Annotated in this window: 30 protein-coding genes; 23 read left to right on the top strand and 7 right to left on the bottom strand. The window is 70.1% G+C overall.

Translation table 11 applies throughout. The features are described 5' to 3' along the window. Nucleotides 1-10 precede the first annotated feature (10 nt). From ACZOOI_RS13460 to ACZOOI_RS13355, 22 genes are all read left to right on the top strand, one after another. On the top strand, nt 11-2,227 hold the full coding sequence (locus ACZOOI_RS13460) for a phage minor capsid protein (RefSeq protein WP_465280873.1): 2,217 nt from the start codon (nt 11-13) through the stop codon (nt 2,225-2,227). Nucleotides 2,228-2,238: 11 nt separating this feature from the next. Further along, nucleotides 2,239-2,409: an Rmf/CrpP fold protein gene (locus ACZOOI_RS13455; RefSeq protein WP_465280872.1), complete on the top strand. Its 171-nt coding sequence runs from the start codon at nt 2,239-2,241 to the stop codon at nt 2,407-2,409. A 95-nt stretch (nt 2,410-2,504) separates the two neighbouring features. Continuing rightward, nucleotides 2,505-3,113, top strand: a complete 609-nt coding sequence (locus ACZOOI_RS13450; RefSeq protein ID WP_465280871.1) for a hypothetical protein — start codon at nt 2,505-2,507, stop codon at nt 3,111-3,113. Between the two features lie 18 nt (nt 3,114-3,131). Continuing rightward, a complete protein-coding gene (locus ACZOOI_RS13445) occupies nt 3,132-4,142 on the top strand; it encodes a major capsid protein (protein ID WP_465280870.1) in 1,011 nt (336 codons plus the stop codon). Continuing rightward, entirely contained in the window at nt 4,142-4,387 is a 246-nt protein-coding gene (locus ACZOOI_RS13440) for a hypothetical protein (RefSeq protein WP_465280869.1), read from the top strand. The genes ACZOOI_RS13445 and ACZOOI_RS13440 overlap by 1 nt, the downstream gene beginning before the upstream one ends. Before the next feature lies 1 nt (nt 4,388). After that, nucleotides 4,389-4,781: a hypothetical protein gene (locus ACZOOI_RS13435; protein WP_465280868.1), complete on the top strand. Its 393-nt coding sequence runs from the start codon at nt 4,389-4,391 to the stop codon at nt 4,779-4,781. Further along, nucleotides 4,775-5,098 (top strand): hypothetical protein, encoded by a 324-nt coding sequence (locus ACZOOI_RS13430; protein WP_465280867.1) that lies wholly within the window; start codon nt 4,775-4,777, stop codon nt 5,096-5,098. Before ACZOOI_RS13435 ends, ACZOOI_RS13430 begins: the two co-directional genes overlap by 7 nt. Beyond that, on the top strand, nt 5,095-5,442 hold the full coding sequence (locus ACZOOI_RS13425) for a hypothetical protein (protein WP_465280866.1): 348 nt from the start codon (nt 5,095-5,097) through the stop codon (nt 5,440-5,442). The genes ACZOOI_RS13430 and ACZOOI_RS13425 overlap by 4 nt, the downstream gene beginning before the upstream one ends. After that, nucleotides 5,439-5,870, top strand: a complete 432-nt coding sequence (locus ACZOOI_RS13420) for a minor capsid protein (protein WP_465280865.1) — start codon at nt 5,439-5,441, stop codon at nt 5,868-5,870. Before ACZOOI_RS13425 ends, ACZOOI_RS13420 begins: the two co-directional genes overlap by 4 nt. 9 nt (nt 5,871-5,879) lie before the next feature. Beyond that, a complete protein-coding gene (locus tag ACZOOI_RS13415) occupies nt 5,880-6,410 on the top strand; it encodes a phage tail tube protein (RefSeq protein WP_465280864.1) in 531 nt (176 codons plus the stop codon). Then, on the top strand, nt 6,410-6,892 hold the full coding sequence (locus tag ACZOOI_RS13410; RefSeq protein ID WP_465280863.1) for a DUF7426 family protein: 483 nt from the start codon (nt 6,410-6,412) through the stop codon (nt 6,890-6,892). The genes ACZOOI_RS13415 and ACZOOI_RS13410 overlap by 1 nt, the downstream gene beginning before the upstream one ends. Before the next feature lie 234 nt (nt 6,893-7,126). Further along, the gene (locus tag ACZOOI_RS13405) at nt 7,127-9,397 is read left to right on the top strand and encodes a phage tail tape measure protein (protein WP_465280862.1); all 2,271 of its coding nucleotides are present in this window, start codon (nt 7,127-7,129) and stop codon (nt 9,395-9,397) included. Nucleotides 9,398-9,399: 2 nt separating this feature from the next. Then, the gene (locus tag ACZOOI_RS13400; protein ID WP_465281180.1) at nt 9,400-10,296 is read left to right on the top strand and encodes a phage distal tail protein; all 897 of its coding nucleotides are present in this window, start codon (nt 9,400-9,402) and stop codon (nt 10,294-10,296) included. Nucleotides 10,297-10,308: 12 nt separating this feature from the next. Beyond that, nucleotides 10,309-11,262: a hypothetical protein gene (locus ACZOOI_RS13395; RefSeq protein ID WP_465280861.1), complete on the top strand. Its 954-nt coding sequence runs from the start codon at nt 10,309-10,311 to the stop codon at nt 11,260-11,262. A gap of 10 nt (nt 11,263-11,272) precedes the next feature. Beyond that, nucleotides 11,273-12,352 (top strand): hypothetical protein, encoded by a 1,080-nt coding sequence (locus ACZOOI_RS13390; RefSeq protein ID WP_465280860.1) that lies wholly within the window; start codon nt 11,273-11,275, stop codon nt 12,350-12,352. Then, nucleotides 12,352-13,209 carry a hypothetical protein gene (locus tag ACZOOI_RS13385; RefSeq protein WP_465280859.1) on the top strand — a complete coding sequence of 286 codons (858 nt, stop codon included), beginning with the start codon at nt 12,352-12,354 and terminating at the stop codon, nt 13,207-13,209. The genes ACZOOI_RS13390 and ACZOOI_RS13385 overlap by 1 nt, the downstream gene beginning before the upstream one ends. A gap of 9 nt (nt 13,210-13,218) precedes the next feature. Beyond that, nucleotides 13,219-14,601: a phage tail protein gene (locus ACZOOI_RS13380; protein ID WP_465280858.1), complete on the top strand. Its 1,383-nt coding sequence runs from the start codon at nt 13,219-13,221 to the stop codon at nt 14,599-14,601. Between the two features lie 67 nt (nt 14,602-14,668). Next, a complete protein-coding gene (locus tag ACZOOI_RS13375) occupies nt 14,669-15,565 on the top strand; it encodes an N-acetylmuramoyl-L-alanine amidase (protein WP_465280857.1) in 897 nt (298 codons plus the stop codon). Continuing rightward, the gene (locus ACZOOI_RS13370) at nt 15,565-15,837 is read left to right on the top strand and encodes a hypothetical protein (protein ID WP_465280856.1); all 273 of its coding nucleotides are present in this window, start codon (nt 15,565-15,567) and stop codon (nt 15,835-15,837) included. The genes ACZOOI_RS13375 and ACZOOI_RS13370 overlap by 1 nt, the downstream gene beginning before the upstream one ends. Further along, nucleotides 15,834-16,094, top strand: a complete 261-nt coding sequence (locus ACZOOI_RS13365) for a hypothetical protein (protein WP_465280855.1) — start codon at nt 15,834-15,836, stop codon at nt 16,092-16,094. Before ACZOOI_RS13370 ends, ACZOOI_RS13365 begins: the two co-directional genes overlap by 4 nt. 135 nt (nt 16,095-16,229) lie before the next feature. Then, the gene (locus ACZOOI_RS13360; RefSeq protein ID WP_465280854.1) at nt 16,230-16,598 is read left to right on the top strand and encodes a hypothetical protein; all 369 of its coding nucleotides are present in this window, start codon (nt 16,230-16,232) and stop codon (nt 16,596-16,598) included. 25 nt (nt 16,599-16,623) lie between these two features. Then, a complete protein-coding gene (locus tag ACZOOI_RS13355; protein WP_465280853.1) occupies nt 16,624-16,773 on the top strand; it encodes a hypothetical protein in 150 nt (49 codons plus the stop codon). A gap of 52 nt (nt 16,774-16,825) precedes the next feature. On the opposite strand, the gene ACZOOI_RS13350 is transcribed toward ACZOOI_RS13355, so the two are convergent. The 6 genes from ACZOOI_RS13350 to ACZOOI_RS13325 all read right to left on the bottom strand — a co-directional run bounded on the left by ACZOOI_RS13350 (nt 16,826) and on the right by ACZOOI_RS13325 (nt 19,847). After that, the gene (locus tag ACZOOI_RS13350; protein ID WP_465280852.1) at nt 16,826-17,146 is read right to left on the bottom strand and encodes a hypothetical protein; all 321 of its coding nucleotides are present in this window, start codon (nt 17,144-17,146) and stop codon (nt 16,826-16,828) included. Between the two features lie 12 nt (nt 17,147-17,158). After that, nucleotides 17,159-17,512 carry a hypothetical protein gene (locus ACZOOI_RS13345; RefSeq protein WP_465280851.1) on the bottom strand — a complete coding sequence of 118 codons (354 nt, stop codon included), beginning with the start codon at nt 17,510-17,512 and terminating at the stop codon, nt 17,159-17,161. Between the two features lie 343 nt (nt 17,513-17,855). Then, nucleotides 17,856-18,062: a hypothetical protein gene (locus tag ACZOOI_RS13340; RefSeq protein ID WP_465280850.1), complete on the bottom strand. Its 207-nt coding sequence runs from the start codon at nt 18,060-18,062 to the stop codon at nt 17,856-17,858. After that, entirely contained in the window at nt 18,059-18,256 is a 198-nt protein-coding gene (locus tag ACZOOI_RS13335; protein WP_465280849.1) for a hypothetical protein, read from the bottom strand. The genes ACZOOI_RS13340 and ACZOOI_RS13335 overlap by 4 nt, the downstream gene beginning before the upstream one ends. Further along, nucleotides 18,240-18,536, bottom strand: coding sequence for a hypothetical protein (locus ACZOOI_RS13330; RefSeq protein ID WP_465280848.1), 297 nt, complete (start codon nt 18,534-18,536; stop codon nt 18,240-18,242). The genes ACZOOI_RS13335 and ACZOOI_RS13330 overlap by 17 nt, the downstream gene beginning before the upstream one ends. An 87-nt stretch (nt 18,537-18,623) precedes the next feature. Then, on the bottom strand, nt 18,624-19,847 hold the full coding sequence (locus tag ACZOOI_RS13325) for a helix-turn-helix domain-containing protein (RefSeq protein ID WP_465280847.1): 1,224 nt from the start codon (nt 19,845-19,847) through the stop codon (nt 18,624-18,626). 379 nt (nt 19,848-20,226) lie between these two features. Here ACZOOI_RS13325 and ACZOOI_RS13320 point away from each other — a divergent pair, with 379 nt between their 5' ends. Beyond that, nucleotides 20,227-20,892 (top strand): nucleoside/nucleotide kinase family protein, encoded by a 666-nt coding sequence (locus tag ACZOOI_RS13320; RefSeq protein ID WP_465280846.1) that lies wholly within the window; start codon nt 20,227-20,229, stop codon nt 20,890-20,892. A 72-nt stretch (nt 20,893-20,964) separates the two neighbouring features. On the opposite strand, the gene ACZOOI_RS13315 is transcribed toward ACZOOI_RS13320, so the two are convergent. Then, entirely contained in the window at nt 20,965-22,794 is a 1,830-nt protein-coding gene (locus ACZOOI_RS13315) for a TIGR03767 family metallophosphoesterase (RefSeq protein WP_465280845.1), read from the bottom strand. Nucleotides 22,795-22,926 lie beyond the last annotated feature (132 nt).

Raw genomic sequence — 22,926 nt, 5'->3', positions numbered from 1 at the left:
TGATCCGTCCATGGTTGACGATCTGTCGATCGGCACGCGCGACCTGTACGCCGACGCCGAGACACGCCTGCTCGGCATGATCGCGCGACAGCTCGCCGCCGGTATGGAAGGCCCGGGGTGGGCCGAGCGCAAGCTCGCCGACCTACAGCAGCTCAGGCGCGCGGCGCAGGCCGTCGTCGACGGACTCGCCACGACCGCCGGCGCCGAGATCCGCGGCGCGGTCGCCTACGCCTACAACGTGGGTGGCCGGGCCGCGCTCGACGAACTCGGCGCGCTCGGCCGCGACGACGCGCGTCGGATCGCCGAGACCACGCCGAACGCGCGGTCGGTCGACCGGCTCGCCGCCGAGACCATCGACACCGTCACCGCGACCCACCGCGGGATCCTGCGCGGCGTCGAGGACGGATACCGACAGGTCGTCTCGGAGGTGTCCGCCACGCCGCTACTCGGCGTCGAGACCCGCCGACAGGCCACCCAAGCAGCCATGTCCCGGTTCGCCGACCGCGGCGTGCAGTCGTTCGTCGACCGGTCCGGCCGCGCGTGGCAGATGACGTCCTATGCCGAGATGGCGGTACGCACGTCCACCGGCCGCGCCGCGGTCGAGGCGCACGCCGACCGACTGCGCGATGCCGGTCTCGAACTGGTCATCGTGAGCAACGCCCCGCACGAGTGCCCGCTGTGCAAGCCGTTCGAGGGCAAGGTATTGAGCCTCGACGGGCCCGGCGGCGCCCGCACAATCGAGGTCGAGCACGCGGTCGAGGACGATCGGACCGTGCGCGTGCAGATCGTCGGCAGCGTCGACGAGGCACGCCGGGCCGGCTTCCAACACCCGAACTGCCGGCACAGCCTGAGCGCCTACCTGCCCGGCGTGACCACCGCGCCGGTAGAGCACTCGACCGACCCGGACGGCTACAAGGCCACACAGGAGCAGCGGCGCAACGAGCGCATGATCCGGCAGTGGAAGAACCGCGCGGCCGGATCCGTGACGCCGGAAGCGCGCCGTGCCGCCGAAGCGAAGGTTCGGGATTGGCAGCGTCGGCAGCGTGAGCACCTGGCCCGGCATCCCGAGTTGCGCCGCAAGCGCGAGCGGGAACAGCCCGGCGCGAGCAACCTGCCCGACCGTCGGCCGGCGCCGCCGCAGTCCGCGGTCGAGGCCGCGCGCGTGCGGTCCGGCGACGCGCACACGCTGCGGGAGATGACCGACGAGCAGCTCGTCGACGCGACGAACGCCGGCATCCTCGACCCGCGCGGCATGGGTCGGGTCGTCGGCGAGTTCGAGCGGCGCGACCTGGTCGACCGCGTGCGGCCGAATGGCCGGCTTGTCGACGACCTGGCCGTCGTCGACGACGGCGAACTCGCGCGCATCCTCCCCGAGCTGGACCCGGAGCAGGCTCGGCGCGTCGGTGCCGAGATCAACCGCAGGCCGCCCGGGAGTCCGCTCCCGGACGTGGCGCCCGAGCTGCTCGACTGGACCGACGAGCAGCTCGGCCACGCGCTCACCCGCGCGAGCACCGACGACCTGCCCCGACTCGCCGCGGAGGCACACCGCCGGGAGCTGCTCGCCGAGCTGTTCCCCGACGGCGCGCTCGCTGCGGACCTGGGCGGCGCAAGCGACGACGCACTCATGTGGGCCCTGCGGTACGGCAGCCCCGACGACGGCGCCCGGCTCATGGCCGAACTCGACCGCCGATACCCCGATCCCCCGGCGCCCGCCGTCGAGGGAGGCAGCATCGACGCGTGGGAGGCGAACCGGGCCGCGCTCGACGACGCCGTGCCCCACCTCAACGACGTGCCCCCGCGGCGCGACGACGAGTGGGGAGCATGGGCCGACGACCTGCCCGACGATCCCACCGCTGGCATGTCCGCCACCGAACGATGGGTGTACGAGCGCGAACTCGCCGAGCAAGGCGCACGGTCGCAGTTCACCCGCGAGCAGATACGCGAGATGTACCGGGAGCACGTCTACACACAGTGGCTCGACGCCGAAGGCGTGTGCCGCGGGAACCTGCTGTCGCGGGAAGCCGAAGCGGCTGGCATCGACCCCGAGTCGCTGTTCAGCGGCCCGTCGCACGTGGCCTACGCGCGAGCGTCGGAAGACCTGATCCGCTACTGGGCAGACAACCCGCGCGTGACTCTGGGAGAGTTCGAGGAACGGATCACAGGCAGGCAGACAGGCGCGACGGATCGCGCCCGCCAAGCCAGGGACGATCAGAACCGACGTCAGTAAGGACGGCACCGATGGGGTTCCGCGAAAGCGCGCTCGCCGCCGCGCAGGCCGGCGAACAGGCCGGCCGCGCGGGCGACCGTCCGACAGTGTGCCCCCACCCGCGCGAGTCCCTCCTGCGTACGGCATGGCTGCGCGGCTACACCCGCGGCCGACGAACCGTCGAGGTCGAGCCCGCCGGGTAGCCGTCCACCCGAGCATCACCCACACCCCTATATAGGGCCCGCCCACCGGCGGGCCCTTTTTGCTGTCCGCACCCGCCCCGGAGGGCCGATCACCCATGCCCGAAAACACCCCGCCCGCACCGTCGGACAACGCCCCGACCGGCACCCCGGACCCGGCCGCGCCGCCCGCCCCGGTCGACCCCGGCACGCTGCCAGGCCCGGACCCGGCCGCCGAGCAGCAGCTCGTCGAGGCGCAGCAGCAGGCGACCGAAGCGGCCGAGCGTGCCGAGCGGTTGCAGGCCGCGCTCGACGCCGTGAATCAGGCACTCAACCCGGACGCGCCCGCCGGTGAGCAGGACCCGACCGCACTCGCCGCCGCGGTCGCCGAACGCGACACGCAGATCACCGACCTGACGGCGCAGCTTCGCACGGCGCAGGTCGAACTCGCCGCGTACCAGGCCGCCGGCAAGGAAGGTGCGCGCGCCGACCGCCTGCTGAACAGCCGCGCGTTCATCGCCGCCGTGTCCGCGCTCGACCCGGCCGACGCCAAGTTCGCCGAGCAGCTCACGGCAGCGATCAAAACCACGGTCGAGGCCGACCCGGACCTGTACCGCGCCGCGCCCGCCGCGCCGGTCCGCGGCGGCGCCGAGTTCAACGGGCCGGCCGCCGGCGAACGTCGCCCCGCCTCCCTGCAAGACGCAATCGCCGCCCGCCTGGGCGGCTGAACCTAGGAGTTCCCCCACATGGCGATCACTCTTGCCGACGCCAAGCTGAACACGCAGGACGACGTCGATCTGCAAGTGATCGACGAGTTCCGCAAGAACAGTTGGCTGCTCGACAATCTGCCGTTCGATCAGGCCGTCAACCCGTCGGGTGGCGGCGCCGTCCTCACGTACGGATACACCCGCGTCGTGACCGAGCGCGGCGCCGGCTTCCGCAAGCTCAACACGGAGTACCCCAAGGCGCAGGCCAAGCGTCAGCGGTACAACGTCGACCTTGCCCCGTTGGGCGGCTCGTTCGAGATCGACCGCACCATCGCCGAACTCGGGCCGGCCGCGTCCAACGAGGTCGCGTTCCAGATGAACCAGACCATCAAGGCGGCATCGGCCTTCTTCTGCGATCAGGTCATCAACGGCGAGCGCGTCACCACGCTCGGCCAGGAAGCCGGCTTCGACGGACTCGACAAGGCACTCGCCGGCAGCACCACCGAGATGGGCGCGGCGACGTCGGTCGACTGGACCGGGCCCACGCTCGGCGAGAGCCGCGCCAAGGCAAACGACGCGCTCGACCTGCTCGACGAGTTCCTCGCGCTGCTCGACGGCACGCCGTCGGCGCTGCTGGGCAACAAGAAGACCATTGCCCGCGTGCGGTCGCTCGCGCGCCGGGCCGGCTTCTACGAGCGGACCCCGAACGCGTTCGGGACGAACGTCGAGACGTACAACGGAATCCCGTTCGTCGACCTGGGCGCGGTCGCCGGCAGTGAGGCGCCCGTGATCCCGATCGAGTCGCGCGACGTCGACGGCGCCGGCTCCGGGACGGCGATCTCTGGCCTGTCCGACCTGTACGCCGTGCGCCTGGGCACCGACGGGTTCCACGGCATCACGACCATGAGCGGGAACCTCGTCAAGCAGTGGTTGCCCGACTTCACGACCGCCGGCGCCGTCAAGCCCGGAGAGGTCGAACTCGGCCCGGTCGCGGTCGTGCTCAAGGCGACGAAGGCCGCCGCGGTCCTGCGGAACATCAAGGTGCAGTAATGGCCATCCGCTACGCACTCACCGCGCCGAACGAGCGATACAACGGCATGGTCGGCGACGTGCAGATCACCGCCGGCCGCGGCATCGCGACCGACCCGCGCCCCGGCGTCCTGCTCTACTTCCGGCGCCGCGGCTACGTGGTCGAGCAGCTCGTCGACGACCCACCGGAAGCCGAGCACACGACCGACCCGAACGGGCCGCAGGCACCCACGCCGGCGGCCCGTTCCCGTTCCCGCAAGGGGTAGCATGGGTCGGACGTACGCCACACCGGAGCAGCTCAGCGCGTGGACCGGGCAGCCGGCACCGGCGGACGCCGACCGGCTGCTCGCCCGCGCAAGCGAGGATCTCGACTCGGCCCTGCTGACCGCGGTCTACCGGGTCGACGACGACGGCGACCCGACCGACCCGCGCATCGTGGCCGCACTCGCCGACGCCGCGTGCGCACAGGTCGAGTACCAGCTCGCCACCGGCGATGACGGCACGGGCGCGGTCGCCCGATGGGACTCCGTATCCATCGGCCCCGTGTCCCTGTCCGGCCGCAACGCCCAACGCAGCGGCGGGGGCGTCGAGTTGGCGCCTCGCGCCGACCGCGTGCTGCGCCGAGCAGGACTCACACCCGGCCGCGTGATCGCATGGTGAGCCGCGTCCCCGCGTGGCTGCTGCGCCACCGGATCACGGTCGAGCCCTACCGCGGCGAAAGCGCATACGGGAAGGTCTACGGTCCGCCCGTCGCCGACGTGCCCGCCCTGGTCGACGAGACCGTGCGCGTCGTGCGCGCGCCGAACGGCCGACAGGTCACCAGCTCGGCGCAGATCATCGCCGGCCCCGGCCTGGACTGCCCGGCCGAATCCCGCGTGACCCTGCCCGACGGCCGAATCACGACCGCGATCACCAGCGCCCAGCACACCGCGCCGGGCCTGCCCGTGCCTGCGTCAAGCGAGGTGAACGTCGAGTGACCCGCGCCCGCCTCAACTGGACCGGCGCCGCCGCTCTCGCCGGCACCCGAGAGGGAGCCGCGCGCGGCCTGCGCCTGGCCGCCGAGCACGTGCTCGGCGAGTCGCGAAAGCTCGTGCCCCTCGACGAGGGCACCCTCGAACGCTCCGGGGCCGCGGTCGTCGACGACACCGAACTGACGGCCGCAGTCAGCTACGACACCCCGTACGCCGTCCGCGTCCACGAGGACATGACGGCGCGTCACGCGCCCGGCCGGCAAGCGAAGTACCTCGAAACCGCGCTCGCCGAGTCGGCGCCCGTTGTCGCCGCCCTGATCGCCGCGGAGGTCCGGAGGTCGCTCCGGTGACCTACACAACCGACCTGCTCGACGGACTCGCGCGGCTGCTCGCCGCGGCCGGCGTCGCGACCTACCGACCCGACGGCGTGTACACGGCCGGCGAGACAGCGATCACCATTGGCACCGCGGCGCCAGCGCCCGACCGGCTGCTCGTGCTCGCCGCCTACCCGATCACCGACGATCCGTGGCTCACGGACACCGTGACCGGCGTGCAGGTGCGCGCCCGCGCGGGCCCGGACCCACGCGACGTCGAGCAGCTCGCCGACGACGCGTACGACGTCCTGCACGGCGCCGGCCCGTTGCTGCTCGGCGCCGTCCGTGTGCAGCTCATCACCCGCACATCCGGTGCCCAGATCGGCGCCGATGCGTCCGGCCGCATGGAACGGACCGACAACTACCGCGCCCGAACGCACCGGGCATCACCACGCCTCGAATAGGGGGACAGCATGAGCACACCGACGCCACCTGTCGAGACCGTGACCGCGCTCGCGCGCCGGTACCGCCTCGACGTCGACACCGGCACCAGCTCGGCGGCGACGTGGTCGCCGCTCATCGGCATCACGGAATTCGTTCCGAAGGTCGAGCCGACGCAGCAGGACGTGACCACCTACGACGCCGAGGGCTGGGTCGAACAGGCAGTCACCATGTACGCGTGGTCGGTCGAGGTGACCATCGCGCACCGCGCGCACCCGACCACCGGCGCGTTCAACCCCGTACAGGAGAAGCTTCGCAAGGCCGGCATGAAGTTCGGCGCAGCGTCGTACGTGCGCATCCGGTACTACGACCGCAACGGGGTTCCGGACGACGCATACCAGGGAACCGCGCTGGTCACCTGGGAGCCGGACGGCGGAGGCCCCGACGAGGTCGACACCGTCAAGGTGACCTTGACCGGTTCCGGCCCGCTCGTCGAGATCGCGAACCCGGTCACACCGGAGACGCCCGGCCTGCGCGTCGCCAAGTCGCCGGACGCTGCCTGATGGGGTTCAAGGCTCTCGGCGAACTGCTCGACGAGACACTGCCGTTGCCAATCGGCGACCGCGTGTACGTCGTGCCCGCCCCGTCGGCCGAGATCGGCCTGCGCACCCAAGCATTGATCCACGCCGCCGCGGTCGCCGCCGACGGCGGACAGATCGACGAGGAGGTGCTCGGCGACGCTGCCGAGCGTGACCTGTACCGAGAGGTACTCGGCGCCGCTCACGACGAGATGCTCGCCGCCGGCGTCTCGTGGCCGGCGCTCAAGCACGCCGCGATCACCGCCATGGTGTGGATCGCGCAGGATCGGACCGCGGCCGAGACGTATTGGAACTCGGTCGGCGACCCTTCCCGCTTGGCCCCGAACCGAGCAGCTCGCAGGGCCCAATCGGGTGCGGCGAGCAAGACCCGGTCTCGGGGCTCTACGAGTGGTACGAGTACCCGGAAGGCCGGCGCCCGCGGCAAGGCAAAGAAGCCGCGCGCCTAGCCAACGTCACATGGGCCCGGATCCTCGACGAGTGGCTGCTCGTCGAAGCCGACTTGCACGAGCACTACGGCGTCGACGTCGGCGAGCCCGGCCTGTTGCGCGCCCGCTCGTGGCGATGGATGCGCGTTCGCGTCCTGGGCCTGCTCTCGATTGAAGCGTCGCGACTCGCGCGCCTGTTCAACCCTCCTGACAACGCACCGCCCCCGCGCGGCCCGACTGCCCGGAGGTGATCACGTGGCGCTCACCGTCGGCGAGTTGGCCGGGACGATCACCCTCGACGCGAGCGGCGCAGAAGCCGGCGCCGCGCGGGCAGAGAGCGCCATGCGTGGCGCGGCAAGCACCGCAGATACGGCGGGCGACGCGATCGAGCGGGAACTCGGCGAGGGCGGGCAGGCCGGCGGCGAAGCAGCCGCGGCCGGCGTCGAACGCGGCATGGGCAAGCTCAAGCTTGCTGCGCTCGCCGGCGGCGCCGCGGCCGGCGTCGCGCTCACGGCGGGGCTCACCGAAGCCATGTCCCAGGACAAGGCCGGCGACCTCCTGACGGCGCAGCTCGGCGCCACGTCGAAGAACGCCAAAGCATACGGCGACGTCGCCGGCAAATTGTTCACGAGCGCGGTGGTCGATGATTTCGCAGAGGGTACCGAAGTCATCAAGAACATCATGCAGAAAGGCATCTTGCCGCCGGAGGCGTCGAATGCCCAGCTTGAATCAATCTCGACCAAGATCTACGACACGTCCAAGATCATGGGCGAGGATCTCGGGAAAACGACGAGCGCAGTCTCGACGATCCTCAAGAACGGGCTTGCACCCAATGCCGAGGCTGCCCTCGACATCCTCGTAAAGGGGACGCAGAACGGCGTCAACAAGCAAGAGGATTTGCTCGATACTTTCACGGAATACCCGACCGTATTCAAAGGTTTGGGTCTCGATGCACAGACGGCAATGGGCCTTCTACAGCAGGGCCTACAAGGCGGCGCGCGGGACTCCGACTTCCTCGCCGACGCCTTGAAGGAATTCGGCATTCGGGCGATCGACGGCTCGAAGTCGAGCGCCGAAGCGTTCAAGTCGCTTGGCCTCGACGCCGAGAAAATGACTGCTCAGATAGCCAAGGGCGGTCCGGAAGCGTCCGCCGGCTTGCAGACGGTACTCGATCGCCTGCGCGCTATGAAGGACCCGGTAGAGCGGAATACGGCGGCTGTCGGCCTTTTCGGCACGAAAGCCGAAGACCTGGGAGCCTCCCTATATTCGCTCGACCCCAAAACGGCGGTGGCCGCGCTCGGCGACGTGTCCGGCGCAGCGGCCAAAGCGGGCGACACAATGCGCGACAACGCGTCGACGCAGATCGAGCAATTCAAGCGCGCCGTGTCGCAGGCATTCGTCGATTTCCTGGGCGCTAAGGCGCTGCCGGTAATCAAGGAAGTAGCCGTCTTCCTGCGTGACCACTTCGGGCCGACCGTTTCGGCGATTGCCGGATGGGTGCGGGGCGATTTGGTGCCCGCGATGCGCGACTCGGCGAAATGGATCGGCGACAATAAGGTGCCGATTCTCGCCGTCGGAACGGCAATCATGCTGTTCCTGTTGCCTGCCATGATTGCGGCGGCAATCGGCGCGACCACGAGCGCGGCGACACAGGTCGTGGCGTGGGTCCTCACCCGAACGACCGCCACGACGAGCGCGGCAACCTCGGTCGCCGCGCACTGGGCGACCATCGGCGGTTGGATCGCCGCCGCGGCGCAGGCGGTCATCTCGGCCGCGGTGATCGTCGGTGGGTGGGCACTCATGGGCGCGCAAGCGATGATCCGCGGCGCCCAAATGGCTGCCGCGTGGATTCTGGCCATGGGCCCGGTCGCGTGGGTGATCGCCGCCATCGTGCTCGTCGCCGGTCTTGTGATCTATTACTGGGACGAGATCTCGGGCGCGACCAAGCGTGTGTGGGGTTGGATCGTCCGCACCGTCTCGGGAGCCTGGGACGCGATCAAGAGCGGCTCGATAGAGAAGGCCTGGGCCCTCTTTGCCTGGGTCAGCGGCCTGCCCGGGTCGATCCTCAGCTCGCTCGGCGACTTGGGTCGACTGCTGCTGTCGGCCGGCGGTGACCTCGTGCGCGGCCTGTGGGCCGGCATCGAGGGCATGGGCGGGTGGCTGGTCAGCAAACTTTCGAGTTGGGTATCGGACAAGATTCCGGGACCGATCAGGAAAGCCTTGGGGATCAACTCGCCGTCGCGCGTGATGCGTGATCAGGTCGGCCGCTGGATCCCGCAGGGCATCGTCGACGGCATCGACGCCGGCGCGCCCGCAGTCACCCGCAGCATGCAGCGACTCGTCGCAATCCCGAACCGGACCACGCTCGACGCGCTCACGACCTCGGCCGCTGTGCCGAACCGCGGCGCGTTCGCGGCGAGCAGCAGCTCGTCGAACGGCGTGCACATCGAGAACTGGTTCGCCGGCGACGCGTCGGCCGACGAGATGGCGCTCGCGCTCGCGTGGCGCGCCAAAGCCGGGGGGTGACCATGGCCGGAGAGCAGGTCACCCGCCCGGGACACGTGCAGTTCGGCGACCTGCTGCTCGGCCCCGGTACCCCGTTCGGGTGGCGCGAGTTGTCCGGGTGGGAGGAGCTTCCGGCGCTCGACTCGGGCACGGTCGCCCGCGCGGACGCGCACGGCGCCCACCCGGGCAGCCTCCTGGCGCAGCCGCGGACAATCACGCTCGACGGCGTGGTGATCCGTACGGAGCCGGGCGCCGTAGGCGCAGCAACCGCCCTGCTCCGGCGGGCGACCGCGGTCCGCGACGACGAGGTGCCGCTCGTGATCGCCCTCGACGACGAGCCGCCGCTGATGGTGTGGGCCCGCTGTCTGCGCCGCATGATCCCGGTCGGCGTCGGCGGGTACGCCGTCGGCGTCGTCACCGGCGGCGCGCTCCAGTTCGAGGCGACCGACCCCCGGCGCTACGAACTGACCGAGCACCAGGTCGTCACCGGCCTGCCCGCGGCCGAGCCGGGCCTCGATTGGCACCTGCCCGTCGAAGGGCTGCTCTGGCCGCTCGACTTCGGCGCCGCCGGGTCGACCGGCGCCATGCTCGCCACCAACAGGGGCGACGCACCCGCACACCCGCTCGTCGAGATCCGCGGGCCCGTGGCGCTGCCCTCGATCACCAACGTGTCGACCGGCGACACGATCGAGTACGACATCGAACTCGCCGCCGACGACCTGCTCGTCGTCGACACCGGCACCGGCACGGTCACCCTGAACGGCGCTGCCTCCCGCCTCTACACCGCGACGCACCGCAGCGTTCCGGAAGGGCTGTTCACCCTCTCCCCCGGGACGCACAGCTTCCTGTTCCGCGCTGCACCCGACTCGACCGACCCCCGCGCGTCCGCTGCTCTGCGGTGGCGCTCCGCCTACTGGTAGGAGGCAACCCCCATGACCGTGCGTAGCGCGTGGCTGCTGCCCCAGGGGCAGACCCGAGCGGACACCCGCGCCGTCCCGGTGGGAACCATGACCCCCGCCGGCCCCATCACCAGCCGACCCGGCGTCATTGCCGGCGGACCCGCACTCGCCCTCACGAGCACCGGCACGATGTCGTGTCAGATCGGCATCGGCCGCGCGGTCGTTCAGGGCACGGCCCTCCAGGGCGCCTACCCGGTGGCGATCACCAGCCCCGAGACCCTCACCGTGACCGACGGACACGCACAGTGGACCCGCATCGACACCGTCGTCGTCCGCGTGTACGACGCGCTGTACGACCTCGACGGGCAGACCCTCGCAACCGTCGAGATCAAGAGCGGCGAACCGGCTGCCGGGCCGACCCCGCCGAACCTTCCACCGTCGGCGCTCCCGCTCTGGGACATCACCGTCCCGGCCGGCACCTCCGCGGGCACGGGCGGCATCGCGTGGTCGACCGCCGTCACCGACCGCCGGCAGTACACCGCGGCCTACGGCGGTATCGCACCCCGCGGCGCCGGACAGTCCGACCCGGGCGCCTACGCCGGCCAGTACCGCGACAACGGAACGGGCCTCGAACGGTGGGACGGCGCCGCATGGCAGCCGTACCCGGCGACAGCGGCCCCGGCGTGGCAACCGCTCGCGCTCAGCGGCGGATACGTCGGCCAGGGCGACACACCGCGCTGCCGACTGAACGGCGCCACGATCGAGATTCGCGGCGCCGTCCGCAAGAACAGCGGCAACGTCACCGCCGAGAAGGTCGCCACCCTCCCCGGGGGGCTGCGCCCGGCGACCGGGCAGAGCGTGCCGATCGGTACGCAGTGGACGAGCATCCAGGCGTCGCGCCTCGACATCGACGGGGACGGCGGTATCCGTTACTACGGGCCCGACGTCGGGTGGATCAGTCTGAACTGCCGGGCCTATGTCGACTAGCCCCTACCGCGTGATCGTGTGTGACCTGCGCACCGATCAGCTTCTCGACGTGCTGCCCATCGGGTCGGTGTCGATCGAGGACTACATCGGGAAGCCGGGCAGCCTGCGCGGCTCGATCCCGATCCCGAACGCATCGGTAGCCGGCCGTGTGCGTGCCGCGCTGCTGCCCGGTCGAACCGCGGTGTGGGTCGAGCGCGGTCGCGACATTTGGTGGGGCGGCATCGTGTGGACGGCGAGCGTCGCCAGTGACGACCGCGGGCGGCTGTCGGTGGACGTGCAGGCCGGCACCTGGGATACCTACCTGGGCCGTCGGGTCCTGCACCACACACAGCAGGCCGTGCAGACGGAGCAGTTCGATATCGCCCGCGGCCTCGTCGAGTACGCGCAAAGCATGCCCGGCGGCGACATCGGGATCGAGTACGGCAGCGAGGTGTCGGGCATCCTGCGCGACCGCACGTACAGCCGGTACGACGTCCCCCGGATCCGAGACCTGATCGACCAACTCGCCGCGGTCGAGGACGGATTCGAGTGGCGCATCGCCTCGTTTCGCGACCCGAGCACCGGCCGCCGAATCAAGCGGCTCATCCTCGGTCACCCGGTCATCAGGGCCGGCTCGACCGACGTCGTCCTCGACCACCCGGGCCCGATCCGCTCCTACACCTGGGCCACCGACGCCAGTGGACTCGCGATCACGTGGCAGAGCAGAGGGTCGTCGACCAACAACAACCAAGCCCAAGCGAGCACGCCGCTCCTGTCCGCCGAACTCGTCGACGACGCGTCGATCGAGCAGGGGTGGCCGCGGCTCGACGGCACGTCGGATCACACCACGGTCGAGCAGCAGGCCACCCTCGACGCGCATGCACGCGCCGACCACGCACGCGCGCTCAACCCGGTGACCATCCCCGACGTAACCGTGCTCGTCGACGGCAGCCTGACACCCGCGTTGCTCGGCTCCACCGTCCGCATCCGCGTGCGTGACCTGTGGTGGCCGCAGGGCCTCGACGCGCGGTACCGGGTCGTCGGCATGGCCATCACGCCGCCCGCCCGCGGCACTCCCGAGACAGCAAAGCTCTACCTGGAGGCACCGTAGTGGCTGCGATTCCGCTCGACCTGCTCGACCGCATCCGCGAACTCGAACGTCAGGTGCGCGAGTTGACCGGCCGAGCGCAGATGCGGCCGGCGATGAACGAGGTTGTGCACGGCGACGTGCGGATCGGGGAGGGCGGGACGCTCGCCGTCTATCCGCCCGGATCGTCGAAGCCCGTGTTCCGGGCCGGCCAGTGGTCCGACGGCACGTGGGGTGTCCACATGGCCCGCCAGGACGGCACGCCCGCCCTTCAACTCGAAGGGTCCGGTCTCGGTGGCGGCCTGGCGAACGGCATGCTGCGCATGTGGGCCCGGTCGCCCGGCGACGGCGACGTGCTGCTGATGGACGACGCCTTGAGCGACCGCCATCTCGGCCGCCCGTGGATCCCGATCATCATTCACCCGACCATCCGCATGCAGACCGCCGACCGCACGTGGGCACAGGCATGGTGGGGAGGCGGACCCGTACAGCACGCCGTGACGCACATGGAACTCGCCTCGTACGTCGGCGGTCCGGCCGGCGGGCGGGTGCGCGTGCGCTGCACCCTCGACGGCGGCGACTCGACCACGGTCGACGAGTGGGACGTGCCCGGCAATGCGTGGGGTTACCGAACCATCAACTACCCCATGCACGGATCGAGGTTCCTTCAGTTCGCCGACTGGACCGTCGAGCACTTCGTCAACGGCAGCGGCTACCAGATCGAAACCCGGGTCTACACGGCGTACGGACGCAACACGATCAACGTCGACGAGGAACCGCGGCCCCCGTCCGGCGTTGCCCGCGCCGCAGCGCCCAGCCCGGCCGACGTGCCCGACGACGCACCGACCCCACCGCCCGGCCTGCGCCGGGTCGACGAGTAGGAGGCCGACATGTTGCCCACCGGCCTTCCCACCGTCACGGTGACCGGCCGCTACCTCAGCCCCGACGGCACCCCCCTTTCGGGCGCCGTGATCTTCCGCGCGCCGGCAATGCTGACCTTCGGCACTCACGACGTCATACTCGGCGGCCCCGTCCGCGTGAACCTCGACGCGCAGGGGCAGATCTCGGTCGCGCTGCCCGCGACCGACGCGCCCGGCATGGAGCCGACCGGATGGTCGTACACCGTCGCCGAGCAGCTCGCCGGAGTGGCCGAACAGCGGTCGTACCAACTGCTGTTGCCGGGCGCCGAACCGCGCGTCGACCTGGCCGACGTCGCACCGCGCGACCCCACCAAACCCAACTACCTACCCGTAGTCGGGCCACCGGGCCCACGCGGCGAGCAGGGCCCGGAAGGCGAGCGCGGTCCCATCGGGCCGCAGGGCGACCGCGGCGAGCAGGGCCCGCGCGGCGCCGACGGACTCGTGCGCAGCGTCAACGGCAAGAGCCTGGCCGACATCGTGCTCGGCGCGGCCGACGTCGGCGCAGTCCCCTCGACCGCGGTCGGCGCAGCGTCCGGCGTGGCGCAGCTCGGCGCCGACGGACGCGTGCCCGCGGCGCAGTTGCCCCCGGTCGCCAGTGCGGTTGCATCGGTCAACGGCAGGACGGGCGCGGTAGTGCTCGACGCCGCCGCGGTCGGCGCGCTCGACCTGGGCGCCGGCGACGCCCGGTACGTCCGGTCGACCGCGGTTGGCGCAGCGTCCGGCGTCGCCGCCCTCGACGCCGCGGGCACCGTGCCCGTGACCCAACTGCCGGATACCGGCGAGTGGGGAGCGGTCGACTCCGGGTTCCTCGCGTGGGCATTCGACCCGGCGCTCGCGAGTCAGTTCCCGGGCAGCCCCGGCTCGACGCCGGCGATACCGGGCGACGGGCAGACGCCGGCCGCCGGCCGCGTGTACACGGTCGCCGTCAAGCTCCACCGGGCGGCAACCGTCAACCGCGTGCATGCGTTCGCAATCGGGTTCGCAGGCACCGGCCTCACGGCCAACGCGTGTTGGGCCGGCCTGTACGACGCATCCGGCGCGCGCGTTGCCCAAACGGCATCGCTGCATGCGTCATGGGTCGCCTACGGAAACGCGTTCGCGTTGACGACCCCGTACGCCGCAGCGCCCGGCGTGTATTACGTCGCGTTCCTGCTGAACGGCACACCGGCTCAGTTCCCGATCCTGGCCAGGGGCGCGAGCTTCGGCGTACAGCCGGCCGGCGGCGCGCGCTGGGGATCTGGACCCATCCGGTTCGGCGCGCCCATCACGAGCGGCGCCACGACCCTGCCCGCCTCGTTCAGTCCGGCCGCCCTGGTGCCGGACTCCAACGCCATTTGGGCCGCCATCTCGTAACTCGGCCCGCAACCCCTCACGCCCCGTGGCAGCAGCCCGGGGCGTTCTTCATGTCTGGAGTCACATCGTGGCAACCCCCCTGACTGCCGACCGCATGGTCGCCGCGCTCCGAGCCGAGGGTGTCGACGTCGTCGAGCATCGCTCGTGGCGCACCCACAACCGCAACCACAAGGGAGCGTGGGGCCCGGTCAACGGGCTCATCATCCACCACACGGCCGGCGTCGGGTCCGGCATGGTCGACTACTGCTATGACGGCGACGCCTCCCTGCCGGGCCCGGTCTGCCATGCAGTCGCAGCGCGCGACGCCCGTATCTACCTCGTCGGCAACGGCCGGGCCAACCACGCCGGTAAGGGCTCGGCGCGCGTTCTCGACCGCGTGATCGCCGAGTCGGGCGCGCCGTACGCACCGGGCCCCGACGAAGTCGACGGGAACGTGCGGCTGTACGGGATCGAGGTCGAGCACTGGGGAGACGCCCGCCCCTACCCGGCCAAGCAGTACGAGCAGGTTGTGCGTTGGGCCGCGGGCATCTGCCGCGCCCATGGTTGGTCGGCGAACTCGATCATCGGCCACAAGGAGTGGACGCGCCGGAAGCCGGATCCCAGCTTCAGCATGGACCGCTTCCGGGCCGACGTCGCCGCCCGACTCGGCGACTCGACGCCGACCACGCCGACGCCGTCGACCGACGTGTCGCTGTCCCGACTGATCACCGCGGCCCGCAGCAACCCGGCGGCGAACGGCACACCCGTCACCTACGGGCCGGTACGGCTGGTCGAGTCCGCGCTCGCCGCCGAGGGCCTGCTCGACTGGGAACTCGTCGACGGCCATTTCGGTACCGCCACGGTGACGGCGTACGCCGAATGGCAGCGTCGGCTCGGCTACCACGGGACCGATGCCGACGGGATCCCGGGCGACACGTCGCTGCGCCGGCTTGCCGACGGGCACGGCTTCAAGGTCGTGGCCTGATGACCGACGACACTCGCCGCACCATCCGCACTGTCGTGCAGGCCGTGCTCGGCTTGGCCGCTGGCCTACCCCTGATCATCAGCGCGTCCGGCATTCCGGAGACCGCGGCCGGCGTCGGCGTCGTCCTGGCCGTAGCCGGCGGCGCCACCCGTGTGATGGCGCTGCCGGTCGTACAGCGGCTTCTGCCGTCGTGGCTGCGGACCGATCCCATCCCGAACGGTGACCTTCGCGCGCTGCTGCGCAAGCACCCCGACAGCGGAGACAGCTCGTGACCCCATCCCCCAACGACCCGGCCGCGGTCACGCTCGAACTCGAACGGCTCCGCGGCGCCGTCGAGGTCGGATTCGCCCGCACCGACGGATCGCTCGCGCTGCTCGTTCAGCGGTCCGACCAGACCGACGCACGGATCGCCGACCACGAATCGCGCCTCGACTCGATCGAGCGGTCCCGGTGGCCACTCCCTTCTATCGCCGCGCTGATCGCCGCGGCATCGCTTGCCGTCACCCTCTGGCAGTCGACCGGCCGCTGAACACAAATGCCCCCACTGCCCTCACGGGCGGTGGGGGCTTCTTTGTCGTTCCTGGCCCACCGTGCGCTTCACCCACCGCCCGGAGCGGGGGCACACTGGCCGTAGCCGGGCCATGACGCACACGATGGGATGCCTATGGACGAGCAGGAACAGCAGGACGGACGGGAGCCGGACGGGCGTACGTGGCGCACATGGGTAACCGGTGAGCTAATCGAACTCCCGGCCACGATCGCCGGCATCCGTGATGCGCTGCCCGCGGACCAGCGCGACGAGTTCACGAAGTCGATCGAGGACACGCCAGCGCGGGATCTGCTCTTGACCCTCAACAGGTGGGCGCGTCGAACCCGCCCGGACGTCGAAGAGGCGATCGAGCGGACACACGATTGGGTCGAAGGGATCCACGACGAAGCGGATGCAATGACGATCATGGGGGAGGACCGGAGTGTCGTACTCGGTCGCGTACAGTCCCGCCTGCGAGAGGGCCCGCCTGAATCTGCCGGCTGACAAGCGCCGGGACCTGGACAACGGCATGTCGCGTATCGCCCAGGATCCCTACGGGTGCGGCTCGTCGGCGACGTACCACAAGGACAGGCGCGAGGCGACGTGCGGCAGCGTGATCGTGGTCTACCAGATCACGAACAACTCGCTGCTAGTCACCGTCGTGGAACTCATGGGATAGCAGCGCAAGGAAGCCCCGACCCGGTGAGGGGTCGGGGCTTCCGGTTTTGGAGCTACCGGCCAGGCGGGCGCGGCACGTGGTGCACCTCGTGTTCCCACCGAAACCAGGGGACCGTATGGCCGGGAGGCTTCACGGTCACGCAACGACCGGGCGGAAACTCGTCGGTCTCGATCACCTCCCCGTCCGGCTGCCCGGCGCGCTCGTTCTCCGCGTTGATCCGGACCCAATCGCCTTTCACCACACGGCGCGTCGTGCGGCGCGGCGGCTCGTCGTCCTGGCGGCGCGCAACCACTGCGGGCAGCACCTCGCAGCGGACGGACGGACTACCAACCGGCGGCGCCGCAAACCGGCGATAGGGCCGATCTTCATTCACGTCTCGTCCCGGTCACGCTGCGGCCTCGTCCACCTGGCGCTTGGCCAGGTCTTTGAGGGACACACCTGTCCGGGCGCCCGTCATGAGACGCGCGTCTCGCGTGGCCACGGGACCAAGCTCAACAGCCTTGCGCACCAACGGCGGCAACAGCGCGGCGCGTTCGGTGTCCAGCGCGAGGAAGCGCAGCGGCGCGGACCACTGCGGCTCGTGACTGGCGTGCGGCTGCACATACGCGGTGGTGCCCTCTACTCGAACGAGTACCCCGCGCGGGCGGCCGGTCTCGTTCTCGACGTAGCGCACGGGGTCACCCTTCGCTACCGCGGCGTTGACCGGGCGGAACGTCCGCCATTCGCTGTACTCGACCACGTCAAACACCTCCGGTGTCACTCGCCGTCGCGCCGCAACGAGAGCACGTCACCGTGCCGTCGCCCTGCGGGTTGGCTGCATGCGAGTTGTAGTTCTGCAAGCAGTCCCGTTCCGACATGTTGTAACCGGACCGGACCTTCGTAGGGTTGTGTGCCATGTGTCCTCGTTCGGTTGCTGCTGAATAGGGGAGAGGCGGCCACGCGGTGCAGATCGAGTGGCCGCCTCTCGTCCGGCGCTTCCGGTGTGCCGGACTCTCCCTGCCGACCGGACCATGGGGAGGCAGGGAGGGACTAGCGCCGTGCCGCCGGTAGCCACGACCAAATGGGTTCGGCGGCACGGCAGATCAGGGACGTGGCGGCGGCTTCACACCGACGAGTGTCTGTTCACCACAGTCGCGGCACAGCTTGCGAGTTACGTTGTCGGGCAGCGACTCGACCTGTTCCGCCCACCAATGCCCGCCGTCGATCCGGACGCAGGCAGCCGGTGAAATGCGGTACAGGCTTCCGTCTGGCTTGCTGCGGCGCTCCGTGCGCGAGTGATTGTCCGTCACGCCGCATCCTCCGGCGGCTCGATCGAGCGCACACTGCCGGACGGCATAACCCAGACAGGCGACCCGTCGAACGGGCGGACCGTGAGCTTCTGCCCGTTGTTGGGAAGGGTCTGCATCATGACGATCTCGCCGGGGTGACGCACCGCGCGGTGTGCCTCATCTGCTGGCTCGACGTGGTCACCCTTGTGGTACATCACTGCCCCCTGCCGTGCGCCGACATGGGACGTCATTGGTCATGGCACCGCCGGCGAGCATGATCTCGAACGCGCTGTGCAGTGCTTCGACATCACGGCCGTCGAGCACGAGAGTTACGTCGGCGATGAACTCGCCGTCGCGCGACAGCCACACCGGAACAGCCAACCGGCCGGCTTGAGTGCGATAGGGAGGCTTGTCGGACGCGCGAGCAACTCGCCACCCCTGCACGGGATTCGCGGTCACGTCGCCCCCTAGGGTCGAGTTCGCGATTGTCACCATGTCGCAGACCGTAGGGTGGACGTAACAGAGCGACCCGGAAGATTCCTCCGGGTCGCTCCTGGTTCCGGGTTTCTGTCTTGGAGCGGGCTACTCCAGAACCCCGACCTTCGCAGCGAGTTCCCGCAGCTCAGACCTATATGTCGGGCGCTGACGCTTCAGCAAATCGCGCACAGCATCACGAACGAGCGGGAAGAACTTCACCTCTTCGGGCGACTCGGCGGCAATCTGCTGCAAGACGAACAGGGTTCCGAGGTCATCGCGCTTGAGCCTGTGCGCTGCCATCACCTCGACCCGGTATCGAGTCCGCCGCTCTAGCGGGAGAAGCGGATTCACCTCGACATGGTCGGCAAGTCGAAGGGCTTCCGCTGCATCCCCTTCTTCGGCTGCCAGGTGCACGCCGTGCATTGCTACGTTGGTCGGCCCGAAGCTCGTACGCCAATCGTTCCGATCCGCACGGTTCCGGCGCGCCACCTCGTCCGCGGCCCGTAGGTAGTCCCACGCTGCTGGCGCATTCCCGCCGCGAACGGCGGCAATAACTGCGGCCAGGTGCAGAGCGCCGTAGACGGAGACGTGTTCTGGAGTTGCGTTACTACCGGGTGCGTATGTGTCCATGGCTGAGCGAGCCAGGTCAAGGGACTCGGTTACATGTCCCCGCACCGTAAGCACGGTGCATAGGTTCCACGCGCTAGCTGCGCTCAGCACAGGATCGCCGGTCGACTCGGCAAGCATGAGCGCGCGGTCCGCAGCGACGCGCGAGAGTTCGACCTCACCCACGCGACGCAGGTAGACCTGTAGCAAGTGATAGAGCGACACGAGCGCGATCACTGCCTGCGTTTCCTCGTCGCCGCTCGATAGGCGCAGGGTGAGATTTGCCTCGTGCAGCAACCCGGGTAGGACAGGCCCGACGAGAGCGTATCTGTCGATCTCGCGTTCGTAGGTCGTCCACACCTCGTCAACTCGGTCAGCAAGTTGCCGGGCCGTCAGGGGTTCGCCCGGGAGGTCCCGGCCGAGCAGCGACGGAAGCGTGTTCATTGCTGCCCGGATCGCAGGCACCGACGAATGTTCCAGGGTGCCATTCGGGGCCAGAGCAAGGGCCCGACCCGTCAGGTCGGTCAGGTCACGAAGGCCCAGCACGCGCATGATCTCAAGCAGGAGCGACAACCGGTCGATCGGGAGCACCCCGCGCTCGACGCGCGATACCCAATCCTCGGAACGGCCGATCAAACCGCCGAGCGCGGCTTGCGAAATTCCTTTACGAGTGCGGTAGATGCGGATGCGGTCACCAATGGTCAGCTCTGCGCCGATCTCCATTTTGGCCCCCGGGTTCGACGTGTAGGCAGCTTCAGGGTAAGCGCAACCCGGGAGGATCGGGCTACGCATGTTGCGCCTCTTGCCCAGAGCATCGACCTGCCCGAGGTGTCCGCGGGTACGGAAAGGCCCCGTCCGTTAGCGAACGGGGCCTAGGTGCAGGTCAGAGTGTGTGCTCAATGGATGCGCTGACGGTGGTGAGCTTCTGTGCATCCATGTGAGGTGTGCGACTCCTTCGCTTCGGGCACGCGCTGTCACGGCCATCATCCCGTCCGTGCCGCGTGTGTACCGCACCCGAACGGTTCTTTGACTGTGAGAACCACAACTAAGTTGAGTCTATTCCACTCAACCGTGTGTCGCCGGGGATGCCTAGACTGCGGACATGCCAGATGTGTCCGGTGCCCTCGAAACGCTCGACGCGCTTGCGGATGCGGCGGTACGGCTGATTCCGGCGGCGCCCGACGCCGACCGTGTCGTGCTCGGCCTCGCCGGTCCACCGGGCGCCGGGAAGTCCACCCTCGCCGGTCGCCTGGTGCGCGCGATCGAGCAGCGGGTCGGCGCCGGCACCGCCGCCTACATGCCACTCGACGGCTTCCACCTGTCGAACCTGCAGCTCAAGCGGGTCGGCCGGTTGCACCGCAAGGGCGCGGTGGACACCTTCGACGTGTGGGGCTACGCGAGCACGCTGGCGCGCGTGGTGCACGAGGTGGACCGGGACGTGTACGTGCCGGACTACGACCGCACGCTGCACGAACCGGTGGCCGCACGGCACGTGGTCCGACCCGGCACCCGGATCGTGGTGACCGAGGGCAACTACCTTGCGCTGGACGCCCCCGGCTGGACCGACGCCTACTGCCTGATGACCGAGGTCTGGTACGTGCACGCCTCGGACCGGGTCCGCGACGAGCGGTTGACCAGGCGCCAGCGCCGGGGCGGGCGCAGCCCCGGCGAGGCGATGGCCTGGGTCGCGGGCAGCGACCGGCCCAACGGCGAACTGGTCAAGCGCTCCAAATCCCGCTGCGCGCGGGTGGTGACGGTGGTGTGGTGACTCCGCACCCGCACCGGCCGGCTGGGTGCGACGGCCCGGCCGGCCGACCGCGGCGCCCGGGCCGGACACGGCCTAGGTGAGCCACGCCGGCGTCGGCACCAGCAGTTCCACGTTGCGGTCCTCCAGTCGACCGCGGCGGCCGTCCACCTTGGGGTCGGGGCGGTCGCGCTCCTGCCAGTCGTTGCCCGCGAGTTCGCGGGCGAGTGCGGCCAGGGCGACCGGGTCGTCCAGCTTGCCGCCGTTGGACTCCGGCCCGGCGGAGTCGACGATGGTGCCGTAGATGGAGAGCGTGCCGTTCTTGTTGTCGCCGATCTCCACGATCCGCGCCTGCGAGGGCCAGTCGATGTGCGAGGCGGTGTTGATCTCCCAGAAGCCGCCGGGGACGGCGCTGCCGGCCGGTCGCGGGTAGGGCTTCACGTTGTTGTCGTGGGTGTGCCCGTTGACCCACAGCACCACGTTCGGGAAGCGCAGCAGCAGCGCCAGCACCTGCGGGCCCAGGATCCGCGCGGGTTGCCCCGAGGGCACCGTCTTGTTCACCAGCGTGTCGATCGTGTGGTGGCTGAACAGCACGAACAGCATGTCCTTGCCGGTGCCCTGGACCACCTTGCCCTGCTCGTCCAGGTAGCTGGAACTGCCCTTGACCAGGTGGTCCTGGAGCCAGGCGAACTGGGTCGGGTCCAGGCAGCCGGAGTCCAGGCCGTACTGGTTCACCGTGTCCAGGACCAGGCAGCGCACCCGACCCTGGTCGAAGCTGTAGTACGCGGTCTTGGCGTCCAGGTTCGCCTGGGTGAAGCCGTGGCCCTTGGGCAGGCCGGTGGTGTTGAAGTGCTCCTTGATCGTCTCCGCGCGGTCGATCAGCCGGCGGTCCGGGTCGGGGGTGACCTTGCGCTTGGGGCCGGCCAGCAGTGCGGCGAGGGCGTCCGGCTTGCCGTTCTGCAGCCCGAGCGCGAGCGAGACGATGGTCTGGCCCGGGGATATGTCGAGCACCTTCTCGTCGCCGACCGCGACCTTGGCCAGCAACTCGGTGACCGGCAGGTTGCCCTGGACCAGACCGTCGTGGTTGCCGTACGCGGTGTACCAGGGGGTCTTCAGGCCGGTCGCCTCGAACGGACGCCGGCATGCGTCGAGCAGGCCCGGCACGGTGGGGAAGCCGTAGTCGCGCCGGGGCACGTCGTCCTTCTGCCCGGCCGGCGTGCCGTCCGGGTGCCAGTAGCGCTCGTGGTACGCGACCGCGTCCATCGGGCCCTCGTACTTGTTCCGGTCGCCCGAGTCCGGGGTCACCTTCTTGCCGCCGTCCAGCACGTCGATGTACCAGCGCAGCTCGTTGAACTGGATGTTGTCGGTGTTGTCGCCCGTGCAGATGGTGAAGGCCAGCGGTTGGCCGAGGGCCGGGCCCTTGCCGATCCGGTTCAGCGACCGCACCATCGCCTCGGCGATCTGTGCGGTCAGCACCTCCTGCGGGCGGTGCGACGACTGGAACGGCAGCAGTTTCGCGAACGGCTGGTCCTTGTCGCTGTGCCGGTCCAGGAAGTCCACCCGCGCGGTCGACTGCGAGTCCTGGATATGTATGTCCGTCAACTGGGTGAAGGCGACCAGCGGTTGGCTTTTGGCCTTGATGCCGGGCCCGGCACCGGGGGCCAACTCGGTGCGCAGCAGGTGCGGTTCGCCGGGACCGGCGACCACCTTGCGGTAGCCGCCCGCGCCGGGCGGGCCGAGCACCAGGGTGCGTTCCAGCGTGGTGCCGGCCGGGGCGGCCGAGCCGCCCGGGGTCGGGGCGCCGGACTTGGGCGCATCGCTCGACTTCTTGTCCGGCTCGTCCTTGGCGTCGGTGCACGCCGCCGCTCCGAGCAGTGCCGCACTCGCGGCCGAGTACTTCAGGACGTCCCGACGATTCGGCTTCATGCGGCGACCCTACTGACGCGTATCGAACGGCATCAAGGAATGCCCGCGAGCCGGCCGCAGCCCGCCGCCGCACGAACGAGGGGCGCGGCCGAAGCCACGCCCTCGGTGTATCCCATGGCCGGCCGATTCCGC

It is taken from the genome of Embleya sp. L77, assembly GCF_055557415.1.
The sequence above is the reverse complement of the archived record's forward strand: the minus strand, read 5'-3'. Positions and strand labels throughout refer to the sequence as shown.

Bases quoted from the DNA above. Each gene is read 5' to 3' on its own strand.
- ACZOOI_RS13460 (WP_465280873.1), top strand. From the start codon at position 11: ATGGTTGACGATCTGTCGATCGGCACGCGCGACCTGTACGCCGACGCC.
- ACZOOI_RS13455 (WP_465280872.1), top strand. From the start codon at position 2,239: ATGGGGTTCCGCGAAAGCGCGCTCGCCGCCGCGCAGGCCGGCGAACAG.
- ACZOOI_RS13450 (WP_465280871.1), top strand. From the start codon at position 2,505: ATGCCCGAAAACACCCCGCCCGCACCGTCGGACAACGCCCCGACCGGC.
- ACZOOI_RS13445 (WP_465280870.1), top strand. From the start codon at position 3,132: ATGGCGATCACTCTTGCCGACGCCAAGCTGAACACGCAGGACGACGTC.
- ACZOOI_RS13440 (WP_465280869.1), top strand. From the start codon at position 4,142: ATGGCCATCCGCTACGCACTCACCGCGCCGAACGAGCGATACAACGGC.
- ACZOOI_RS13435 (WP_465280868.1), top strand. From the start codon at position 4,389: ATGGGTCGGACGTACGCCACACCGGAGCAGCTCAGCGCGTGGACCGGG.
- ACZOOI_RS13430 (WP_465280867.1), top strand. From the start codon at position 4,775: ATGGTGAGCCGCGTCCCCGCGTGGCTGCTGCGCCACCGGATCACGGTC.
- ACZOOI_RS13415 (WP_465280864.1), top strand. From the start codon at position 5,880: ATGAGCACACCGACGCCACCTGTCGAGACCGTGACCGCGCTCGCGCGC.
- ACZOOI_RS13410 (WP_465280863.1), top strand. From the start codon at position 6,410: ATGGGGTTCAAGGCTCTCGGCGAACTGCTCGACGAGACACTGCCGTTG.
- ACZOOI_RS13400 (WP_465281180.1), top strand. From the start codon at position 9,400: ATGGCCGGAGAGCAGGTCACCCGCCCGGGACACGTGCAGTTCGGCGAC.
- ACZOOI_RS13395 (WP_465280861.1), top strand. From the start codon at position 10,309: ATGACCGTGCGTAGCGCGTGGCTGCTGCCCCAGGGGCAGACCCGAGCG.
- ACZOOI_RS13380 (WP_465280858.1), top strand. From the start codon at position 13,219: ATGTTGCCCACCGGCCTTCCCACCGTCACGGTGACCGGCCGCTACCTC.
- ACZOOI_RS13370 (WP_465280856.1), top strand. From the start codon at position 15,565: ATGACCGACGACACTCGCCGCACCATCCGCACTGTCGTGCAGGCCGTG.
- ACZOOI_RS13360 (WP_465280854.1), top strand. From the start codon at position 16,230: ATGGACGAGCAGGAACAGCAGGACGGACGGGAGCCGGACGGGCGTACG.
- ACZOOI_RS13355 (WP_465280853.1), top strand. From the start codon at position 16,624: ATGTCGCGTATCGCCCAGGATCCCTACGGGTGCGGCTCGTCGGCGACG.
- ACZOOI_RS13335 (WP_465280849.1), bottom strand. From the start codon at position 18,256: ATGTACCACAAGGGTGACCACGTCGAGCCAGCAGATGAGGCACACCGC.
- ACZOOI_RS13330 (WP_465280848.1), bottom strand. From the start codon at position 18,536: ATGGTGACAATCGCGAACTCGACCCTAGGGGGCGACGTGACCGCGAAT.
- ACZOOI_RS13325 (WP_465280847.1), bottom strand. From the start codon at position 19,847: ATGGAGATCGGCGCAGAGCTGACCATTGGTGACCGCATCCGCATCTAC.
- ACZOOI_RS13320 (WP_465280846.1), top strand. From the start codon at position 20,227: ATGCCAGATGTGTCCGGTGCCCTCGAAACGCTCGACGCGCTTGCGGAT.
- ACZOOI_RS13315 (WP_465280845.1), bottom strand. From the start codon at position 22,794: ATGAAGCCGAATCGTCGGGACGTCCTGAAGTACTCGGCCGCGAGTGCG.